The sequence below is a fragment of the Paractinoplanes bogorensis genome (genome assembly GCF_018829635.1).
GTDB classification, from domain to species: Bacteria; Actinomycetota; Actinomycetes; order Mycobacteriales; family Micromonosporaceae; genus Actinoplanes; species Actinoplanes bogorensis.
Genome location: NZ_JAHKKG010000016.1, coordinates 24,255 through 44,872 on the forward strand (window position 1 = coordinate 24,255; position 20,618 = coordinate 44,872).

The 20,618-nt window shown below is 72.1% G+C and carries 16 protein-coding genes and 1 pseudogene; 14 read left to right on the forward strand and 3 right to left on the reverse strand.

The features are described 5' to 3' along the window. Positions 1-135: 135 nt before the first annotated feature. From KOI35_RS40045 to KOI35_RS40070, 6 genes are all read left to right on the forward strand, one after another. Positions 136-3,396 (forward strand): Rne/Rng family ribonuclease, encoded by a 3,261-nt coding sequence (locus KOI35_RS40045; protein WP_246614575.1) that lies wholly within the window; start codon positions 136-138, stop codon positions 3,394-3,396. A gap of 117 nt (positions 3,397-3,513) precedes the next feature. Then, a complete protein-coding gene (locus KOI35_RS40050) occupies positions 3,514-4,041 on the forward strand; it encodes a hypothetical protein (RefSeq protein ID WP_215794718.1) in 528 nt (175 codons plus the stop codon). A gap of 195 nt (positions 4,042-4,236) precedes the next feature. After that, a complete protein-coding gene (gene rplU, locus KOI35_RS40055) occupies positions 4,237-4,551 on the forward strand; it encodes a 50S ribosomal protein L21 (RefSeq protein WP_215794721.1) in 315 nt (104 codons plus the stop codon). A gap of 8 nt (positions 4,552-4,559) precedes the next feature. Further along, a complete protein-coding gene (gene rpmA, locus KOI35_RS40060) occupies positions 4,560-4,817 on the forward strand; it encodes a 50S ribosomal protein L27 (RefSeq protein WP_215794723.1) in 258 nt (85 codons plus the stop codon). A 69-nt stretch (positions 4,818-4,886) separates the two neighbouring features. After that, positions 4,887-6,383, forward strand: a complete 1,497-nt coding sequence (gene obgE, locus KOI35_RS40065) for a GTPase ObgE (protein WP_215794725.1) — start codon at positions 4,887-4,889, stop codon at positions 6,381-6,383. Positions 6,384-6,442: 59 nt separating this feature from the next. Further along, positions 6,443-6,838 (forward strand): GNAT family N-acetyltransferase, encoded by a 396-nt coding sequence (locus KOI35_RS40070; RefSeq protein WP_246614576.1) that lies wholly within the window; start codon positions 6,443-6,445, stop codon positions 6,836-6,838. On the opposite strand, the gene trpS is transcribed toward KOI35_RS40070, so the two are convergent. Beyond that, entirely contained in the window at positions 6,827-7,789 is a 963-nt protein-coding gene (gene trpS, locus KOI35_RS40075) for a tryptophan--tRNA ligase (protein WP_215794729.1), read from the reverse strand. The genes KOI35_RS40070 and trpS overlap by 12 nt on opposite strands. Positions 7,790-7,973: 184 nt before the next feature. Here trpS and pepN point away from each other — a divergent pair, with 184 nt between their 5' ends. The 6 genes from pepN to KOI35_RS40105 are packed head-to-tail and all read left to right on the forward strand — an operon-like array spanning position 7,974 to position 13,505. Further along, a complete protein-coding gene (pepN, locus tag KOI35_RS40080) occupies positions 7,974-10,469 on the forward strand; it encodes an aminopeptidase N (protein WP_215794731.1) in 2,496 nt (831 codons plus the stop codon). 14 nt (positions 10,470-10,483) lie between these two features. Then, positions 10,484-11,089, forward strand: a complete 606-nt coding sequence (nadD, locus tag KOI35_RS40085; RefSeq protein ID WP_308121364.1) for a nicotinate-nucleotide adenylyltransferase — start codon at positions 10,484-10,486, stop codon at positions 11,087-11,089. A 38-nt stretch (positions 11,090-11,127) separates the two neighbouring features. After that, on the forward strand, positions 11,128-11,517 hold the full coding sequence (rsfS, locus tag KOI35_RS40090; protein WP_215794734.1) for a ribosome silencing factor: 390 nt from the start codon (positions 11,128-11,130) through the stop codon (positions 11,515-11,517). Then, a complete protein-coding gene (locus KOI35_RS40095) occupies positions 11,514-12,149 on the forward strand; it encodes a histidine phosphatase family protein (protein WP_215794736.1) in 636 nt (211 codons plus the stop codon). Before rsfS ends, KOI35_RS40095 begins: the two co-directional genes overlap by 4 nt. Positions 12,150-12,197: 48 nt before the next feature. After that, positions 12,198-12,614 (forward strand): hypothetical protein, encoded by a 417-nt coding sequence (locus tag KOI35_RS40100; protein WP_215794738.1) that lies wholly within the window; start codon positions 12,198-12,200, stop codon positions 12,612-12,614. Between the two features lie 42 nt (positions 12,615-12,656). Next, on the forward strand, positions 12,657-13,505 hold the full coding sequence (locus KOI35_RS40105; RefSeq protein WP_215794740.1) for a DegV family protein: 849 nt from the start codon (positions 12,657-12,659) through the stop codon (positions 13,503-13,505). On the opposite strand, the gene KOI35_RS40110 is transcribed toward KOI35_RS40105, so the two are convergent. Both KOI35_RS40110 and KOI35_RS40115 read right to left on the reverse strand, forming a co-directional pair. Continuing rightward, the gene (locus KOI35_RS40110; protein ID WP_246614577.1) at positions 13,502-14,587 is read right to left on the reverse strand and encodes a DUF1444 domain-containing protein; all 1,086 of its coding nucleotides are present in this window, start codon (positions 14,585-14,587) and stop codon (positions 13,502-13,504) included. The two genes, KOI35_RS40105 and KOI35_RS40110, sit on opposite strands and share 4 nt — an antisense overlap. Then, complete coding sequence (locus KOI35_RS40115; protein ID WP_308121365.1) at positions 14,550-15,290, reverse strand: putative protein N(5)-glutamine methyltransferase; 741 nt, start codon at positions 15,288-15,290, stop codon at positions 14,550-14,552. Before KOI35_RS40115 ends, KOI35_RS40110 begins: the two co-directional genes overlap by 38 nt. Positions 15,291-16,992: 1,702 nt before the next feature. On the opposite strand from KOI35_RS40115, the gene KOI35_RS40120 reads away from it, so the two are divergent. Together KOI35_RS40120 and KOI35_RS40125 are read left to right on the forward strand one after the other, a co-directional pair. Beyond that, entirely contained in the window at positions 16,993-17,757 is a 765-nt protein-coding gene (locus tag KOI35_RS40120; protein WP_438870652.1) for a ComEA family DNA-binding protein, read from the forward strand. A gap of 553 nt (positions 17,758-18,310) precedes the next feature. Continuing rightward, positions 18,311-20,548, forward strand: a pseudogene (locus KOI35_RS40125) (ComEC/Rec2 family competence protein); the annotation flags it as partial. Between the last annotated feature and the right edge of the window lie 70 nt (positions 20,549-20,618).

Here is a 20,618-nt window from a genome sequence, read left to right on the forward strand (position 1 = left end):
GCGCCAGCGGCAGCCGGCGCCCGTTGACAGACTTCGGCAGCCCGTCCGTTCATTCGGCGGGACCGAAAAACTTGCGGCGACCCTGCGTGGCAGCGCTCAAACGCGCCCGGGGCCGCCAGAACTGGAGAGCGCCCCATGCTCGATAACGAGCCCCGAGACACCTCGGGAGAACAGGGCGGTGAAGCGGGCGGAACCACTCCGCCCGAGACCGCCGCCGTCACCACCCCTGCGCGCCGCACGCGTGCACCGCGACGCAAGGCCGCGGCACCCGCGGCCGAGGCTCCGGCCGACACGTCCGGTGCCGAGCCGGCCGCCGACGCCGCCCCGGGTTCGTCCGACCCGGCGGCCGACGAGGCGCCGGTGCCCGCCAAGAAGGCGACCCGCAGCCGGCGTAAGGCCGTGCCGGCGGCTGCTCCCGCCGTGACGCCGGAGGATGCCGAGGCGGCTGTGGCCGCTGAGAACGCCGCTTCCGCGGAGGCGGCACCGCCGGTCAAGGCGACCCGGGCCCGCCGGAAGAAGGCGGCCCCCGCCGTGGCGGCGGAGGAGCCGGCGGTCGCCGAGACCCCAGCCGTCGCGGAAGCCCCAGCCGTCGCGGAAGCCCCAGCCGTCGCGGAAGTCCCGGTTGCCGCGGACGCCCCGGCGGTCGCCGAGACTCCGGCCGAGCCGGTCCGGGTCGAGGCCCTGGTCGAGGGCGAGGAGCCGGCCGTCGAGGAACCGGACGCCGAAGGCACCCCGATCATCGGGGTCATCCCGCTCGACACCGACTTCGTCGAGGAGACGCCGGCCCCGCGCCGGGGACGCCGTGCCGCGGCCCTGCCGCCGGCCGTGCTGTTCATGCCGCCCGACCCGACCGAGGCCACCCCGCCCCCGCCGGCCCGGCGCACCCGCCGCGGTGCCGCCGCCGTGCCCGCGGTGGCCGCCGAGACCCCGGCCGAGACTCCGGCCGTCACCGAGGCCGAGGCCGGGGTCGCCGAACTGCCGGTCGCCGTCGAGGAACCGGCCGAGACCACCCGGCGCAGCCGTCGCCGCCGCCGCGGTGCGGCCGACGACGCCGAGCCGGCCGCCGCCGAGGTGACCGCTCCGCCGATCGAGGAGCCGGTCGACGAGACCGACGAGAGCGCGGACGACGTCGAGGACGGCGTCGACGACGAGAACGAGGACGACGAGGACGGCGCCGCGGGTCGCCGGCGCCGCCGTCGGGGCCGCCGTGGCCGCGGCCGGGGCAAGGGTCCCGCCGAGGACGGCGAGCAGGACGAAGCCGAGGACGGCGCCGAGGCGTCGGCCGATGAGGAGTCCGAGGACGACGAGGAGTCCGACGACGGCGAGGGCGTGACCCGCCGCCGCCGGCGCCGGCGTCGCAAGGGCTCGAGCGGTGACGCCGAGACCGGCGGCATCGAGGACGGCGTGCACACCGTCGTCCGGGTGCGCGAGCCCCGGCGGACCGACGAGGTGCAGGGCGTCTCCGGCTCGACCCGGCTCGAGGCCAAGCGCCAGCGCCGCCGCGACGGCCGCGAGCAGCGCCGGACCCGTCCGCCGATCCTGAGCGAGTCGGAGTTCCTGGCCCGTCGTGAGGCGGTCGACCGGGTGATGGTCGTACGGCAGAAGCCCGACCGGACCCAGATCGCCGTGATGGAAGACGGCATCCTGGTCGAGCACTACGTGTCGCGCAGCACGTCCGGCACGATGGTCGGCAACGTCTACCTCGGCAAGGTGCAGAACGTGCTGCCGAGCATGGAGGCGGCGTTCGTCGACATCGGCCGGGGCCGCAACGCGGTGCTCTACGCCGGCGAGGTCAACTGGGACGCGACCGGGCTCGAGGGCCGGGCCCGCTCGATCGAGCAGGCGCTGCGCTCCGGCGACTCGGTGCTGGTGCAGGTGACCAAGGACCCGATCGGGCACAAGGGCGCCCGGCTGAGCAGCCACATCGCGCTCAGCGGCCGCCACCTGGTCTACGTGCCGAACGGCAACGCGTCCGGGATCAGCCGCAAGCTGCCCGACACCGAGCGCAAGCGCCTGCGGGACGTGCTGAAGAAGCTCGTGCCGGACGGCGCCGGCGTGATCGTGCGGACGGCGGCCGAGGGCGCCAGCGAGGACGATCTGGCCCGCGACGTCAAGCGGCTGCAGGCGCAGTGGGAGGAGATCCAGCGCAAGTCGGCCGAGGGCCACGCGCCGGTCGCCCTCTCGGAGGAGCCCGACCTGGTCATCCGGGTCGTGCGGGACCTGTTCAACGAGGACTTCCGTGAGCTCATCGTGCAGGGCGACTCGGCGTACGGGGAACTCGAGAACTATCTGAACTCCGTGTCGCCTGACCTGCTCGAGCGCATGCACCGCTACACGGGCACCGGGGACGTCTTCGCCGACAAGCGCATCGACGAGCAGATCCTCAAGGGCCTGGACCGCAAGGTGTTCCTGCCCTCGGGCGGCCACCTGGTCTTCGACCGCACCGAGGCGATGACCGTGGTCGACGTCAACACCGGTAAGTACACCGGGGCCGGCGGCAACCTCGAGGAGACGGTGACCCGCAACAACCTCGAGGCGGCGGAGGAGATCGTCCGGCAGCTGCGGCTGCGGGACCTCGGCGGCATCGTGGTCATCGACTTCATCGACATGGTGCTCGAGAGCAACCGCGAGCTGGTGCTGCGGCGGCTCACCGAGTGCCTGGGCCGCGACCGCACCAAGCACCAGGTCACCGAGATCACCTCGCTGGGTCTGGTGCAGATGACCCGCAAGCGGATCGGGTCGGGCCTGCTCGAGGCGTTCAGCGAGACCTGTGACCACTGCAAGGGCCGCGGCGTGATGATCCACACCGAGCCGGTGCCCGAGAAGCGGACCAACGGCGGCTCCAACGGTGGCGCCGGCAACCAGGTCAAGGCGGTCGCCGCGGCGCCTGCGCGGACCGAGTCGGCTCCGGCCGCCCAGCAGCAGCCGGCGAGCAGCAAGTCGCGGCGCCGTCGTGGTGGCGGTGGCGGTGACCCCGTTGCCGAGGCACCGTCCGAGGCGCTCGAAGTCGCGCCGCCCGCTCAGCCCGAGACCGCTCAGCCCGAGATCGCTCAGCCCGAGACGGTCCGGCCCGATGGGGACGACCCGGCGGCCGAGACCGCGGGGCTGCCGCCGGTGGCCGGGTCGGGCATCGTCACGGGCCGCGCTGTGGTGACCAAGGCCGACACGGCCGATGACGACTACGACATCAGCGGCTACGACCTGTCGCGTTACGAGTCGGAGCCCGTGGCCCCGCCGGCGGATCCGGAGCCGCTGCGGCTCACCGGGGCCGACGACCCGGACGCGGCCGACGACGAGGACGAGGACGACGAGGGCGACGACGAGCCGGTGGGCGCGGGTGCCGGTGGGCGCCGGCGTTCGCGGCGGGGCGGGGCCCGGCGGCGTACGCGTCCCTGACGACTGATCGATGGGGAGCGGTTCGGTAAAGAAAGTTAACTGACCGGACCGCTCTCGTCGTGATGTCGGTTACCCTCTCGGGATCGATCAGCCTTCCCCCGAGGAGACCGACCCCCCATGCACCGCTTCTCCCCGCGTCACGGCCTCGCCGTGTGTGCCGCCCTGGGCCTGCTCGCCCTGACGGCCGCCTGCTCCTCCGACGACGCGACCGATGCCGCCGCCGCGAACCCGTCCGCCGGCGCTGTGGGCGCCACGGCGTCGCCGCTCAACCCGCCGGACCCGTCTGTCGCGGCGGCCGCCGACGCCGCGCTGAGCGGCAACACCAAGGCCATCTGCGCTCAGGCTCAGCGGGCCCGCACGACCTTCGGCGAGCAGTTCGTGGCCAACCAGAAGCTGAAGATCGACAACGCGAGCAAGGACGCCGCGGCCAAGAAGGCGGCCGCCGACAAGTCGGCCCGCGACGTGAACAGCTTCTCCTATGCGCTGGCCGACATGGCCGGGCTCACCACCGACGCGCCCCTCAAGAAGGCCTTGACCGACATGAGTGCGCAGGTCAAGGCGCTCAAGGGCGATGTCGGCAAGCTGGACACCGAGAAGATGGACGCGTTCGCCGTTAAACTGGACAAGGCCTGCGGCAAGGCCTGACCTGCATCTGTTGCGGCCCCGCACGCGGCCCCGGTTTGGGATCGGGCCTCGTCATGAAGTACGCTTTCCAACGGCGCTTTTCCAGGCGTCGTGTTCTCGTGCAGGCCCGGGTTCGAGTCGGGCGAGAGCCGAGAGCCCAGCTCCATCCGCCAAGCAGCGATTGTCGCTGCGTAAGTCTCAGGGAGTCCGCGTCCGATGTACGCGATCGTCAAGACCGGCGGCAAGCAGTACAAGGTTGCCGAGGGCGACGTGATCGAGGTCGAGAAGCTCGCGGGTGCGCCCGGCGATGCGCTCAAGCTCGCCGCGATCCTCCTCGTCGACGGTGACAACCTGGTGACCGACGCGGCCAAGCTTGCCAACGTGACGGTGTCCGGCGAGATCGCCGAGCACACCAAGGGTCCGAAGATCCGGATCCACAAGTTCAAGAACAAGACCGGTTACCACAAGCGCCAGGGGCACCGTCAGCCGCTGACGAAGATCAAGGTCACCGGCATCAAGAGCGGGAAGTAGGACCACTCATGGCTCACAAAAAGGGTGCATCCAGCTCCCGCAACGGTCGTGACTCCGCCGCCCAGCGGCTCGGTGTCAAGCGCTTCGGTGGCCAGCTGGTCAGCGCCGGCGAGATCCTGATCCGCCAGCGCGGCACGAAGTTCCACCCGGGCGACCTGGTCGGCCGTGGCGGCGACGACACGCTGTTCGCCCTGGCGAACGGCAACGTGCTGTTCGGCACGAAGCGCGGTCGCAAGACCGTCAGCATCGTTCCGTCAGCGGAGTAAGTTTGCTTTCAAGCGGGCCGCGGACCTCCGGGTCCGTGGCCCGCTTTGTTTTTCCTCTAGGAGTGAGCAGTGACCACGTTCGTAGACCGCGTCGTGCTGCACCTGCAGGCCGGTGACGGCGGGCACGGCTGCGTCTCGGTGCGCCGCGAGAAGTTCAAGCCGCTCGGCGGCCCCGACGGCGGCAACGGTGGGCACGGCGGTGGGGTCACCCTGGTCGTCGACCCTCAGCTGCACACGCTGCTCGACTTCCACTTCCACCCGCACATCAAGGCCTCCAACGGCGGCGGTGGCGCGGGCGCCAACCGCGACGGCGCGAACGGCAAAGACCTCGTGCTCAAGGTTCCCGACGGCACGGTCGTGCAGACCGCCGACGGCGAGGTGCTGGCCGACCTGATCGGCGCCGGCACCACCTATGAGGTGGCCCGCGGCGGCCGCGGCGGCCGCGGCAACGCCTCGCTGGCCAACACCCGCCGCAAGGTGCCGGGCTTCGCCGAACTGGGCGAGCCGGGCGACCAGCTCGACGCCGTGCTCGAGCTCAAGAGCGTGGCCGACGTCGGCCTGGTCGGCTTCCCGTCGGCCGGCAAGTCGTCGCTGATCTCGGTCATCTCGGCGGCCAAGCCCAAGATCGCCGACTACCCGTTCACCACCCTGGTGCCCAACCTCGGCGTGGTGCAGGCGGGCGACCAGACCTTCACCGTGGCCGACGTGCCCGGCCTGATCCCGGGCGCGGCCACCGGCAAGGGCCTGGGCATGCAGTTCCTGCGGCACATCGAGCGCACCTCGGTGCTGGTGCACGTGCTCGACGCGGCGACGCCCGAGATCGAGCGGGACCCGCTGGCCGACCTCGACGCGATCGAGGCCGAGCTGGCGGCGTACGGCGGTCTCGAGGAGCGCCCGCGGCTGGTCGTGCTCAACAAGATCGACATCCCGGACGGGCGCGACCTGGCCGAGATGGTGCGGCCCGACCTCGAGGCCCGCGGCTACCGCGTGTTCGAGGTCAGCGCGATCACCCGCGAGGGCCTCAAGGAGCTCGTCTTCGCGCTGGCCGAGACGGTCGCGCAGCACCGGCTCGAGAAGCCCGCGCCCGAGCCCAGCCGGGTCGTGGTGCGCCCGCGGGCCGTCGACGAGGCCGGCTTCACGATCGAGCAGGACGACGAGGGCGTCTTCGTGGTGCGCGGCACCAAGGTCGAGCGCTGGGTGCGGCAGACGAACTTCGACAACGACGAGGCCGTGGGCTTCCTGGCCGACCGGCTCGACCGGCTCGGCGTCGAGGAGGCGCTCGGCAAGAAGGGTGCGAAGGCCGGCGACCCGGTGCGCATCGGTGAGCGCGAGTTCGACTGGCAGCCCAACGCGGGCGAATACGTGTCGGGCCCGCGCGGCTCCGACTCCCGCCTGGAAGAGGAGAACCAGCGTCCGTCGGCGGCCGATCGCCTCGCCGCGCGCAAGTCGCGCCGGGTGCGCTCCGACGACGAGCTGCTGCACATGGCGGCCGACGGAACGGTCACGACCGTGTCGAACGCCCACCGGCCGGTCCTGGTTACCGATGAGGACGACACCGACGAATAGGGCGTAGGCCAGCTTCACGCAACCATCCGGAAAGGGTGGGTGCCTAAGGTCACCTCGTGATGATCGAAGCCAGGCCCGCCCTGGACCCCGAGCTGGCCGCCCTCGTCGCGGCCCAGCAGCACGAGGGCGGCCAGGACTTCGTGCCGGACGACCGGGCCGCGTACTTCGTCGCGGTCGTCGACGGCCGGGCCGTGGCCTGTGCCGCCTGGCAGCCGGTGCCCGAGGCGGGCGTGGCCGAGCTGAACCGTCTCTACGTGCGACCGGCCTTCCGGGGTCGCGGCATCGCCCGGCAGCTGATCGTCGCGATCGAGGAGGAGGCGCTCGCCGAGGGCCGGCCCGTCGTCCGCCTCACGGCGGGGGCCGAGTCACCCGCGGCGATCGCCCTGTTCCAGTCCTCGGGGTACGACCGTTCCGGTGCCTGGTTCACGAAGCGGCTGGCGGCGTTAGTTCAGTAGACCGATGGCCTCCCGGGTGCGGCGTACGGTCTCAGCTGCTCGCGGCTGCACCGACGCACGCCCCTTGGCCAGAATCTCGCGTACGTGGGAAGGGTCTTCGGACAGCTCGGCATACCGGGCCCGGATCGGCGCCAGCACCGCCTCGACCGCGTCCGTGACCTCCCTTTTCAGCGCGCCGTAGGACGTGAACTCACCCGGCTCGCGATCGGTGCAGGCGCGCAGGATGTCGAGCAGATTGCTGACGCCGGGCTGCGCCTCCCGGTCGTAGCGCACGACGCCCACCGTGTCGGTGACCGCGCGGGAGATCACCCGGCGGATCGTCTCGGGCGGATCGAGCAGCCCGATCCGGCCCGCGGCCGACGGCGCGCTCTTGCTCATCTTGCGGACCGGATCGCTCAGGTCCATGATCCGGGCGGCCGACTCCGGGCGAATCCCCTCGGGGACGGTGAAGGCCGGGCCGTAGCGCGCGTTGAACCGGGTGGCGATCGTGCGGGCGAGCTCGAGATGCTGGCTCTGATCGTCGCCGACCGGCACCTGGTCGATGTCGTGGACGAGGATGTCGGCCGCCATCAGCACGGGGTAGGTGAGCAGGCTGAGCCGGACGTTGCCCCCGCCGGCCGACTTCTCCTTGAACTGGATCATGCGGGCCGCCTCGCCGTAGCCGGTGACGCATTCCAGCAGGTAGTGCAGCTCGGTGTGCTCGGGGATCTGGGAGTTGGCGATGATCGCGGTACGGGACGGGTCGACACCCGCCGCGAGCAGCACCGTTGCGACTGTGAGGGTGTTCTCGCGTACGCGGGAAGGGTCGTGCTCCAGGGTTAATGCGTGCAGGTCGGCGATCATGGCGATCGAGGGTCTGTCCTGAGCCGCCACCAGCGGGCGCATGGCTCCGATGAGGTTGCCGAGGTGCAGGTGGCCGGTGGGCTGGAAACCGGTGAGACGGCGTGTCATTTCTTCTCCCGAGGATGAGGGCTGCCTCTCCCGGGACATGACAACGGCCGCCCGGGAAGGGGCGGCCGCGAAGTGTGGATGCGCGTGGGGTGAGCCGCCCGTCAGGGCAGCCACCAGGCAAGGTTCGCGATGCGCATGGAACCCACGATAGCAGCGGTCCGGCGCGTATCGGATGATGGAGCGCATGCCTAGCTTGACCCGCGCCGAGGCCACCGCCCGGGCCGCCACCGTCGATGTCCAGGAGTACGAGGTCGATCTCGACCTGACCACCGGGGGCGAGACCTTCGGTTCCCGGACGGTGGTGCGGTTCGGCGCGCGGGAGGGCTCGTCGACCTTCCTCGAGTTCGAGCCGGTGTCGGTGGTCAAGATGACGCTCAACGGGTCGCCGCTGCCGGAGTCGGCGCTGGTCGACGGCCGGATCGAGCTGACCGGCCTGGCCGCGTCGAACGAGCTCGCGGTCGAGGCGGTCATGCGCTACTCGAACACCGGCGAGGGCCTGCACCGGTACGTCGACCCGGCCGACGGTTCGGTGTACGTCTATCAGCACATGTTCATCAACAACGCCGGCCGGATCCTGCCCGCGTTCGACCAGCCCGACCTCAAGGCGTCGTTCCGGATCAGCGTGACCGCGCCCGGGAGCTGGCGGGTGGCCGCGAACGGACCACTGGTGTCCGGCCGGGACGGGCGGTGGGAGTTCGCCGCGACCAAGCCGATCTCGACCTATCTGTGCTCGCTGATCGCCGGGCCTTACCACGAGGTCACCGACACCCACGACGGCATCCCGCTGGCCCTCTACGCCCGGGCCGCGCTGGCCGCCGAACTCGAGGCCGAGGCGCCCGAGATCTTCGAGATCACCAAGCAGTGTCTCGACCGCTACCACGAGATCTTCGACATCCGGTACCCGTTCGGCCACTACCAGCAGGCGTTCGCGCCCGAGTTCAACTTCGGCGCCATGGAGTATCCGGGTCTGGTCGTCTTCCGCGACGAGTTCATCTACCGGTCGGCGGTCACCGAGAGCGAGCGCGAGCACCGGGCCACCGTGATCGCCCACGAGATGGCCCACATGTGGTTCGGCGACCTGGTGACCATGGCCTGGTGGGACGATCTGTGGCTGAACGAGTCGTTCGCCGAGTACATGGGCACCCGGATCGCGGCCGAGGCCACCCGCTACACCGGCACGTGGACGACCTTCGCGATGCAGCGCAAGGCGTGGGGCCTGCGCGCCGACCAGCACCCGTCGACCCACCCGGTGGCGCCGGCCGAGGTCACCGACACCGACCAGGCGCTGCTCAACTTCGACGGCATCTCGTACGCCAAGGGCGCGGCCGTGCTCCGCCAGCTGGTCGCCTGGGTGGGCGACGAGGCGTTCCGGGCCGGGGTGAACGCGCACTTCGCGGCCCACGCCTACGGCAACGCCACGCTGGCCGACCTGCTGAGCGCGCTCTCCGAGTCGAGCGGGCGCGACCTGACCGCCTGGGCCGACGTGTGGCTGCGCCGGGCCCAGGTCAACACGCTGCGGTCCGCTGTCACTTCGGACGGCTCCCGCTACACCTCGGTGGTCATCGAGCAGAGCGCGCCCGACGCCTTCCCGACGCTGCGACCGCACCACCTGGGCATCGGCCTGTGGGACCGCCGGCCCGACGGCACGGTCGCGCGCCGCAAGCTGGTCGAGGTCGAGGTCGACGCCACCGGCCGGACCGAGGTGCCCGAGCTGACCGGTGAACCGGTGGCCGACCTGCTGCTGCTCAACGACGGCGACCTGACGTACGCGAAGATCCGGCTCGACGACGAGTCGAACGCCGCCGTGCCGGTCATGCTGCCGCTGCTCGGCGACTCGCTGGCCCGCGCCGTGCTCTGGGCGGCCACGCTGGACGCGGTCGTCGACGGTGAACGCCCGGTCGCCGAGCTGGTCACGCTGGCCCTGGCCGCGCTGCCGGCCGAGTCCGAGGTGGTGATCGTCGAGGACGTGCTGCGGGCCACCCGCAGCCTGGTCGACCGCTACTCGACCCCGGAGACCCGCCCGGCCGCGCTGGAACTGGTCGCGCAGGCCGCCGACCGCCTGCTCGCCGCCTCCGAGCCGGGGGGATCGCGCCAGCTGGCCGCGGCCCGCGGACTGATCGGCGCCACCGTCGACACCGCCCGCCTGGGCGACTGGCTGGCCGGTCGCGAGGTGCCGCCGGGGCTGGCCGTCGACGACGATCTGCGCTGGCTGATCGTCTATCGGCTGGCCGTGCTGGGCGCGGCCGGTCCCGAGGTGATCGACGCCGAGTTCGAGCGCGACCGCAGCGCCACCGGCGAGCAGTGGGCCGCCCGGTGCCGGGCCGCCCGCCCGGACGCGGAGGCCAAGGCGGCCGCGTGGGCGGCGATCATCTCCGACGCCACGCTGTCCAACCGGCTGGTCGAGATGACCGCCTCCGGCTTCTGGCAGGCCGAGCAGCTCGACCTGGTGCGGCCCTATGTGGCCCGGTACTTCGCCGAGATGCCGGCCATGCTGCGGATCCGCACCGGGATGAGCGCCGAGCGTACGGCCACGGCCGCCTACCCCGACGTGATGGTCGAGCCGGAGACCCGTGAGCTGGCCGCGCGCCTGCTGGCCGACGACGATCTCGACCCGATCCTGCGCCGGGTGGTGCTGGACGCCGACGACGATCTGCGGCGTGCGCTGGCCGCCCGCAGTTGATCTATGCTCGTTTCGTGCCAACAAGGCGGATAGGCATCATGGGTGGGACGTTCGACCCCATCCATCACGGTCACCTGGTGGCCGCCAGCGAGGTGCAGGCGCGCTTCGACCTGGACGAGGTCGTCTTCGTGCCGACCGGTCAGCCGTACGAGAAGGGCCGGGTCTCGCCGGCCGAGGACCGTTACCTGATGACGGTCATCGCGACGGCCTCCAACCCGCGCTTCCACGTCAGCCGGGCCGACATCGACCGCGACGGCCCCACCTACACCATCGACACCCTGCGTGACATGCGGGCGGTCTTCGGCGCCGACGCCGCGCTCTTCTTCATCACCGGCGCGGACGCGCTCAACCGCATCCTGAGCTGGAAGGACGCGCTCGAGATGCTGGCCGCGGCACACTTCGTGGGCGTGACCCGGCCCGGGTTCGAGCTCACCTCCGACCACCTGCCGGAAGACAGCGTCACGCTGGTCGAGGTGCCGGCCATGGCGATCTCCTCGACGGCCTGCCGCGACCGCGTGGCGGCCGGTCAGCCCGTGTGGTATCTGGTGCCCGACGGTGTCGTGCAATACATCGCGAAGCGGGGCCTCTATCGGGGGTCGGGAAATGTCCCACCTGTGTGAGAGGCTTGATGCACCAACCCTCCAACGAGAGGCCACTCTTGCCCGTCAGCGAACGCGCGCTTGAACTGGCGATGACGGCCGCACAGGCCGCCGCCGACAAGAAAGCGCAAGACATCGTCGTGATCGATGTCGGAGACCAGCTCTACATCACCGACGCCTTCGTGATCGCCTCCGCGTCCAACGAGCGCCAGGTTTCCTCGATCGTCGACGCCATCGAGGAAGCACTGCTCAACCTGCCGGAAAAGGCGAAGCCTGTGCGCCGTGAGGGCGAGCGTCAGGGCCGGTGGGTGCTGCTCGACTACGTCGACATCGTCGTCCACATCCAGCACGCCGAGGAGCGCGAGTTCTACGCCCTCGACAAGCTGTGGAAAGACTGCCCGACCATCCCGTTCGTCGACCGTGACATGGTCGAGGCCGACGCGTCGTGAGCCTCAGCCGACTCATCGTCTGGCGGCACGGCAACACCGACTGGAACGCGTCCAACCGCGTCCAGGGGCAGACCGACGTCGCGCTCAACGCGCTCGGCCGTCAGCAGGCCGTCGACGCCGCCGAGATCCTGGTCAAGCTGAAACCCGACGCGCTGGTGTCGAGCGACCTCAAGCGGGCGTCCGACACCGCGGCCGCGCTGGGCGCGCTGACCGGGCTGTCGATCGGCTACGACAAGCGGCTGCGCGAGCGCTACTTCGGTGCCTGGCAGGGCCTCACCATGCCCGAGGTCGCCCAGCTGCACCCCGACCAGCACGCCCGCTGGACCGCCGGGCAAGAGGTCGGCGGCGACGTCGAAACCCTCGACGAGCTGGGCCAACGGGTCGCCGACGCGCTGCGTGACGCGGCCGCACTGGCGCCCGCCGGGGGCACGGTCGTGGTCGCGACGCACGGGGCCGCCGCCCGGCAGGGCATCGGTCACCTGCTCGGCTGGCCGCTCGAGCAGCTGCGCACGCTGCGCGCCCTGCAGAACTGCCACTGGGTCGAGCTGACCCGCGACGACAAGCGGGGCTGGCAGGTCGCGGCCTACAACGTCGGGCCGTTCAGCGACCGGCCGGTGCCGCCCCCCGTCTGATCGGCCTGACGAGGGAACCGTCGATGATCCGGTAGCGTCCAAGCCATCATGGTGACTCGTACCGTTCCCGCCGTTCTGCTCCTTCTGCTGGTCACGGCCGGCTGTGCCAACAACGCGTCCGACACCGGGGCCGCCTCGGCGCCCGCGCCCTCCGCCTCGGCGTCCGACGTGGTCGACCTGCCCGTGCCGTCGGCCAAGACCAGCGGCCCGGCCGGTGAGCCGACCGGCCGGCCCAACGCCGGCGGCCAGACCATCACCGGCACGGTGACCGCCGGGGTCGAACCCAACTGCCTCGTCCTCACCGACGGCACCGGCTCCCACCTGCTGATCTTCGACGACGCGGCGATGCGGGCCGACGCGGTCGTGGGCAGCACGGTCACCGTCTCGGGTCAGTCCCAGCCGGGCATGATGTCGACCTGCCAGCAGGGCGTGCCGTTCGTGGTGGTGTCGGTCAAGAAGGGGTGACCCCCGCGCTCACCTGGGCTTCTGATCGGCTACCGTGCCCGCATGCCCGTCGCGGTCGTCACCGACTCCACCGCGTACCTGCCCGCCGAACTCCGCGGCTCGTATGAGCTGACCGTCGTGCCCCTCACGGTGATCATCAACGGCGCCGACGGGCTCGAAGGCATCGAGATCCAGCCGGCCGAAGTGGCTCGGGCCCTGGGCGAACGCCGGGCCGCGGTGAGCACCTCGCGGCCGGCCCCGGCCCAGTTCGCGGCGGCCTATCGCGAACTGCTCGACGGCGGCGCCGACGGCATCGTCTCGGTCCATCTCTCGTCCCGGCTCTCCGGCACCCACGAGGCGGCCGAGCTGGCCGCGGCCGAGTTCGGGTCGCGGGTCGAGGTGGTCGACAGCCACACGACGGGGATGGGGCTCGGGTTCGCCGCCCTGGCCGCGTCCGCCGCGGCCCGTCAAGGTCAAGACCTGGTTTCCGTACGCCGGGAAGCCGTCGAGAACGCGGAGCGGGTGAGCACGCTCTTCTACGTCGACACGCTCGAGTTCTTGCGGCGGGGCGGGCGGATCGGGGCGGCGTCGGCGCTGCTCGGCACGGCCCTGTCGGTCAAGCCGATCCTGCACGTGGTCGACGGGGCGATCGTGGTCAAAGATCGGGTCCGTACGGCCGGGCGGGCGCTCGCCAAGCTGGTCGATCTGGCCGTGGAAGCCTCCGGCGAGGGTGCTGTCGACATTGCCGTGCACCATCTGCAGGCCCCGGACCGGGCGGCCGCCCTGGCCGATCAGGTGATCATGCGGCTGGGGGACCGGCTGCGGGACTGCTACATCACCGAGATCGGGGCGGTCGTCGCGGCGCACGTGGGGCCGGGCGTGGCCGGGATCGTCGTGCACCGGCGCGCCTAAGCCTTTTTGTAACGGACCGGGTCGGGGCCTTCGGCGGGGATCAGGCTCGGGGCGAGCTCGGGCCAGGGGAGCGTACGGTCGCCGATCTGCACCTCGTCGGCCCGCGGGAGCAGGGATTTCTCGTCCCAGACGGCCCGGGTGCGCCAGCCCGTGTCGTCGTCGCCGACCAGTTCGATCCCGGCCGTCGGCTCGGTGAGGTGGGCGGCCTGGCGGGTGTACTCCTGGACGGCCAGGATGCGCTCGGCGCGCTGGACGGCGTGGTGCAACGGATTGCCGGGTCCGGCTGTGAGATGCACCGTGCACCCCTGGTCGTCGCTGACGTACGCCATCGGGGTGATCGGGCGGGGCGACCGGGCGTAGAGCTCCTCGGCCTGGGCGAACAGGGCCGGGAGATGCGGGCTGCCGGCCGAGGTGATCAGCAGGGTGCCGCGCTCCGGGGCGAACGCGACCGGTGAGCCGCCGACCTGCGGGTCGAGTCGTTCCAGCCAGTGCTCGAGGAGCAGGTGCGAGACCCAGTAGGCGTCGCCGTCGTCGACGAAGCGGATGACCTCGGTCGGGGTGCCGTGCAGGGTGACGGCCTCGAGGTTGGCGCGGGCGGCGGCGAAAACCTCGTGGGGGCGTACGGACCAGGAACGCAGTTGATCTTCGGTCACGTAGGTCATCGCCTCGGGATGGTCGATGACGACGTATTCGTACAGGTAGGGCATCGCTGGCCGGCGCAGCGAGTTGCCCGGGGTGGTGCCGCGCAGCACCGGGCGCAGCAGAGGTTGCGCGATCGGCCAGGTCGCCGGGACCGGATCGGGGGTGAGGCCGGCGACGTACGCATGGATGCGCTTCCGCCGACCCTTCCGGGGTTGCGTCAGCAGCGGCGTGAGCTCCAGGAACTCCGGTTCGATCTGGACATTTGTGGTGTATCGGACCTGAAAGGTGCGGGCGTCGTAGCGGACCGTCTCGAAACCGGCCCGGCGCAGGTCGCGCATCACCTGGGCGGCCAGCCTGGCCCGGGCGTAGCGTCGCAGCAGGCCCACCCCGTACGCCTCTTCCTCAGCTCTTCCGGACCGTCGCCCGGACCACTCGCGCATCGAGATCTTCGTCGTAGATGACCTCAGCGTCCAGACCCGACCGGGCGGTCGCGGCGATCGCCTCTCCGGCCTGCGCCTCGGTGATCTCGGAGAGCAGGATGCCGCCCTTTGCCAGCCAGGTGGGAGCGCTCCCGGCGACCCGGCGAAAGATATCAAGACCGTCGGGGCCGCCGTCGAGGGCCATGCGGGGTTCGTGGTCGCGGGCCTCGGCCGGCAGGAACGGGATGTGGTCGGTGGCGACATAGGGAACGTTGGCGATCAGGACGTCGACCCGGTTTTGGAGCGTGCTCGGGAGAGCGTCGTAGAGGTCACCGGTGTGCACGTCGGCGATGCCGTTGTCGCGGGCGCAGGCGGTGGCCACCGGGTCCAGGTCGGCGGCGTGCAGTTCGATGCCCGGACGCCGGTGGCGGACGGCCAGGCCGAGCGCGCCCGAACCGCAACAGAGGTCGACCAGAACCTTCGGGTCGTGCTCGGCGGCGACCCGGACGAGCAGCTCGCTGCGCACCCGGGGGACGAAGACGCCGGGCCGCAGCCGGACGCGGACACCGGCGAAATCGGCGTGCCCGACGACCTGCTCGAGGGGCTCGCCGCCCGCCCGGCGCTCGACCATGCGATCCCGGTGCTCAGCGTCTGTCGCGGTGGCTTCGATGATCGCCGCCTCGTCTTCGGCGAAGACACAGCCAGCCGCACGCAGACGCTCCACGACGGTGGCGCTTGCACACGCCGGCATGATCGCCGGGTTATCCACAATGCACCTCTGTCCACAGGGCTCGGAACTCGTCGGCGCGGAAACGCCTAGCTTCGTCGGCGTGCGAGAGCGGAAATCCACCGACGACGCCGCGGCGCAGAGGCTGCGGTCGGTGCTGGCAGGTTCGGTACGCGACCTGCCGGCATCGGCCGCTCCGCGCCCTGACCCATCCTTCACCTACCCGGCTGCTTCCGCTGCCCCCGGCCCGGCCTCCTACGCCTCCGGGCCGGTTGGGCCGTCGGCCTCCTACACCGCTGGGCCGTCCTCGGCCTCCTACTCCGCTGGGCCGTCCTCCGCCTCCTACGCCGCTGGGCCGTCCTCGGCCTCCTATGCCTCGGGGCTGGCCGGGCTGGCTGAGGTGGGTGACCCGTTGGAGTGGTCCGACATCATTCCGGGCTGGCCCGACGACGTGGACCTGGAGGCGGCGCCCAGCGCCGGGTTTCACCCACCCGAGGTGGTTGCGGCTTCCAGTCCTCCGGCTGGCCGCTCGTCGGCGGCCGCGGATCCTTATCGGCCGGGCACCCCGTGGGCCACGCCGCCGGCTGCGAGACCTACGCCGGACCCGGCTCTGACCGACGTGTCGGGCATCGAGCCGAGCGCCCCGTCTGCGTCGGTCGCGTCCGGCGCCCCGAGGCGGGCAGCTGCGCTGCTCGCGGATCGTGCGTCGGGTGTGGCGTCGGGCGTTGTCGCCGCGCCGGACTTAAGTGCTGCGTTGCTCGCGGATCGTGGGCCGGGCGTTGTCGCCGCGCCGGACTTGAGTGCTGCGCCGCTCGCAGACCGTGCGTCGGGCGTTGTCGCCGCGCCGGACTTGAGTGCTGCGCTGCTCGCGGATCGTGGGCCGGGTGTGAGCGCGGCGCCGACCGTTGCCACCGTGTCCGGCGTAGGTGCTGGGCCGTTCGCGGATCGTGGGCCGGGTGTGAGCGGCGCGCCGACCATTACTACCGCACTGGGTGCTCCTGCTTTGCCTACTGTCACGACCTTGCCGCAGGCTTCGGTTCCGCTGGGTGCGCTTGATCGGTCCGCTGCCACCACCCGGGCGGCTTCCGTCCCGCGTCCGGCGGGAGTGCCTCCGCGCTCGACGGGAGTGCCTCCGCGTCCGACGGGAGTGCCTCCGCGCTCGACGGGAGCGCCCCCGCGTCCGACGGGAGCGCCTCCGCGCTCGACGGGAGCGCCTCCGCGCCCTACGGGAGAGCAGGTCGGGTCATTTCCGTCTGCAGCCCTGGCTGGGGCAGGGCCGCAGGTGGTGTCGCAGTCTTCGGCGGCCGCCCTGAGGGCCGCTACCGGGGCACATCCCGTCACCGATCTTCGGAGCTCGCACCTCGCCGACGTGTTGCCGGCCGCCGAGCCGTTTCCGTCGGAGGCCGGGGTGTTGCCTGCGGGTGAGCCGTTTCCGTTGGAGGCCGGGGTGTTGCCTGCGGGTGAGCCGTTTTCGTCGGGGGCCGGGGTGACGCGCGCGGCCGAGTCATTTCCGCGGGGGAGCGATGTGATGCCTGAGGGTGATTCGTTTCGGTCGGCGGCTGACGGTGTCCGGGCCGCCGTGCCCGGTCAGCGGCCGGTGCCGTCGACTGTGTTGCCTGGTCAGCGGCCCTTGCCGCCGCCGGGGTGGGTGTTGCCGGACGCGACCGATCGGTTTACTGAGCCGCCCTCGGAGAGTTACGTGTTCGATCCGGACCACGATCGGTTCTCGGCCACCTCGTCGAGTCTGCCTGAGCCGGAGGAGCAGCTCAGTTCGGCCGGGGCGTTCGGTGGGGCGGATGACGGTGGGCGGCGGTTCGGGATGGGGGCGTTCGACCCGGGGCGGCGCGGAGTTCGCGCGCTGGCTGCGGTGGCGGCTGTCGTCATTGTGATCGCGGCCGTGCTCGCCTGGCGGGCCCGGCCCCAGGTCGACGCGGTGGCGCCGGGGCCGCTGGATGCGATCGAGACGACCAGCAGTGCCGACGGCGACGCGCCGGTGAGCGTTCGTGGTTCGGCGTCCGCGGCCAGTGAGGTGGTGGTCGCGGTCGGGGGCAAGGTGCGCAAGCCGGGACTGGTGCGCCTGGCCCCGGGTGCTCGGGTGGCCGACGCGCTCACCGCGGCCGGGGGCGCCGAACCGGGGGTGGACGTCGCCGTGCTCAACCTCGCCCGCAAGGTGGTCGACGGCGAACTCATCATGGTCGGGGTCACTCCGCCACCGGGCGTGGTGCTCCCGACCGGTCCGGCCGCGCCCGCGGGTGGAGCACCCGGTGCCGGTGGACTGGTCAACCTCAACACCGCCACGCTCGCCGACCTGGACGGCCTGCCCGGCGTGGGACCGGTGCTGGCCCAGCGCATCCTCGACGCCCGCGACGCCCAAGGCGGCTTCAAGGCCGTCACCGACCTGCGCAAGGTCGACGGCATCGGCGACGCGCGCTACGAGCAACTCAAAGACCTGGTCACCGTATGAGAGCCCAGCTTGGCCGCCGGTCGGCGTGCTGGAAGCGCCGTGCGGACCTGCTCAGACATCGTGCGCCGCGGGCGGATGTCACCGGCGACGATCGCTGGTCGACGAACCGGGCATCGAGGGGTGCGGGGGCCCGTTCAGCCCCCGGGAGGAGCGAGCAACCGTCGTGCGTTGGGGCGGGCGTTCGTTGAGCGGCGGTCAACGTTCCGGATCGGCTCCTCGGAGGGTGGATCAACCCCGGAAGGACGGCCAGCGCTCGGGCGACGAGCGGAAGAGTGTCGCTGACCTTCGGTTGGCGGGCTTTGCCGTCGCGGTGTGGTTGTCGGCGCTGGCCGCCCTCTACCTGTCGGCGCGGGTAGGCATCCTGCTCGGCGTGGGCGCTGCGATTCTGGCCGCGATGGTCGTCGCCTGGTTGGCCGCCGGGCACGGCCGGGCCGGGGCGGACCGTGCCCAGGCGGCCGCGGGTCTCCACGAGGCCGGCCTGTGGAGGCGAGGAGCTGGCGAAGGCGGCACAACGGCCCCGAAGACAAACCATTTTGCGCGAAACGCTGGGTCGGCGGCTGCGAGTGGTGTCGGCTCTTCCGGGTCGGCGGGTGTTCCGGGGTCTGCGGTGGGGCGTTGGGCGTGGGCGGGGCGGTGGGTGGGGGTGGCTGTTCTGCTCGGGGTGGCGTGCGGGGCGATCGCGACGGGAGCGCGGGTCAGCGTTCGGGAGGCCGGGCCGCTCGTGGACCTGGTGCGGGCCGGGGATCCGGTGTGGCTGGACATGGTGGTCCGGGATGATCCGCGAGCTCTGCGTGGGTCGGTGGGCGGGCCTCCGATGTACATCGTGGCGGTTGATCTGAAAGGGGTGCGGGCGGAAGACGCGGCGCCGCTGCGGCTGTCGGCGCGTGCTCTGGTGCTGGGCAGCGATCCGGGGTGGCGCGGGTTGTTGCCGGGGCAGCGGGTGACGGCGACCGGCAAGCTGTTGCCGCCGCGTGGTGGGGACCTGCGGGCCGTGGTGGCCTCGGTGCGGGAGGCGCCGCGACCGGTGGGGCGGTCGTCGTGGGCGCAGCGGGCGGCCGGGGTGCTGCGGGCCGGGCTGCAGCGTGCGTGTGCGCCGTTGCCGGACCGGCCGGGCGGGCTCCTGCCGGGGCTGGTCGTGGGAGACACGAGCCGGCTCGATCCGGCGCTCGAAGAGGACTTCCGGACTACCGGCATGACGCATTTGAACGCGGTATCCGGGGCTAATGTGGCAATCGTCCTGGGTGTCGTGTTGTTTGCCGTGCGGCGGACCCGGGCCGGGCCGGTCGTCACGGCGCTGGTCTGTGCGGTGGCGCTGGTCGGGTTCGTGATTCTGGCCCGGCCGTCGCCCAGTGTGGTGCGGGCGGCCGCGATGGGGGCGATCGGGCTGCTCGGTCTGGCCTCCGGACGCAAGCGGGCGGCTCTGCCGGCGCTCGCCGCGGGCGTGGCAGTGCTGATCGTGGTCGACCCCGAACTGGCGTCGGACGTCGGGTTCGCGCTGTCGGTGCTGGCCACCTCGGGTCTGCTGCTGCTCGCGCCGGTGTGGCGGGACGGGCTGCGCCGCCGGGGCTGGCCGCCGGGCGCGGCCGAGGCGCTGGCCGTGCCGGCGGCTGCGCAGGTCGCCTGCGGGCCGGTCGTCGCCGGGCTGTCCGGCACGATCAGCATCATCGCGATCCCGGCCAACCTGCTCGTCGTGCCCGCGATCGCCCCGGCCACCCTGCTCGGCGTGACGTCGGCGGTGATCTCGCCGGTGTGGCCGGCCGGAGCCGAGTTCACCGCCTGGCTCGGGCACTGGCCGGCGCAGTGGCTGGTGCTGGTCGCAACCTACGGCGCCCGGGTGCCCGCGGGGGCGCTGCCATGGCCGGGCGGGCTCACCGGGGCGCTGCTGCTCGCCGTGATCACGGTCGGGCTGCTGGTCGCCACGCGGCGCCCGCTGATTCGCAAGCTGGTCACCGTGGTGGCGCTCGGGGGAGTGCTCGGAGCGCTGCCGGTGCGTCTGCTGGCCCCGGGCTGGCCGCCACCCGGCTGGCTGATCGTGGCGTGCGCGGTGGGCCAGGGCGACGCGATCGTCCTGCCGGCCGGGTCCGGTCGCGCGGTCGTCGTCGACGCCGGGCCCGAACCGAACGCGGTCGACCACTGTCTGCGCCGGCTCGGCGTCCGGCAGGTGGTGCTGTTCGTGGTCAGCCACTTCCACGTCGACCACATCGGTGGGGTGGCGGGCGTGTTCCGGGGGCGGGACGTCCGCGCCGTGGTCGGTCCGGACTGGCCCGACCCGCCGGCCGGACGAGCGTCGGTGGCCGCCACCGCGGGGCGGGTCGGTGTGCTGGGCGTGGGGCCCGGGTGGGCGTACGGGAGCGGGAATTTGACCTTGAAGGTTCTCGGGCCGGTCGAGCCTCTGCGGGGCACGAACTCGGACCCGAACAACAACTCGCTGGTGCTGCGAGCCGAAGTGGACGGCCGGACAATCCTGCTGCCCGGTGACGCCGAGACCGAGGAACAGGACGACATGCTGGCGCACCTGGGCGCGGACGCGGTGCGGGCGGACATCCTGAAGGTGGCGCATCACGGGAGCAGCTACCAGTCGCCGCGGTTCCTCGACGAGATCCGGCCCTCGGTGGCGCTGGTGTCGGTCGGGGCGGACAACGATTACGGGCACCCGAACGGGCCGCTGCTGGCGCGGCTGGCCCGGGGTGGGGCGCGCGTGCTGCGTACCGATCAGTTGGGTGACCTGGCCGCGGTGGCCAGCGGGCGTGGGTTGGCGGTGGTCGCGCGCGGGGATCCGCCGGCTCCCTGACCGGTTGCGGATCGGCCGGTGCCTTGACCGGCTGGGGATCTGCCGACTCCCTGACCGGCTGGGGATTCGC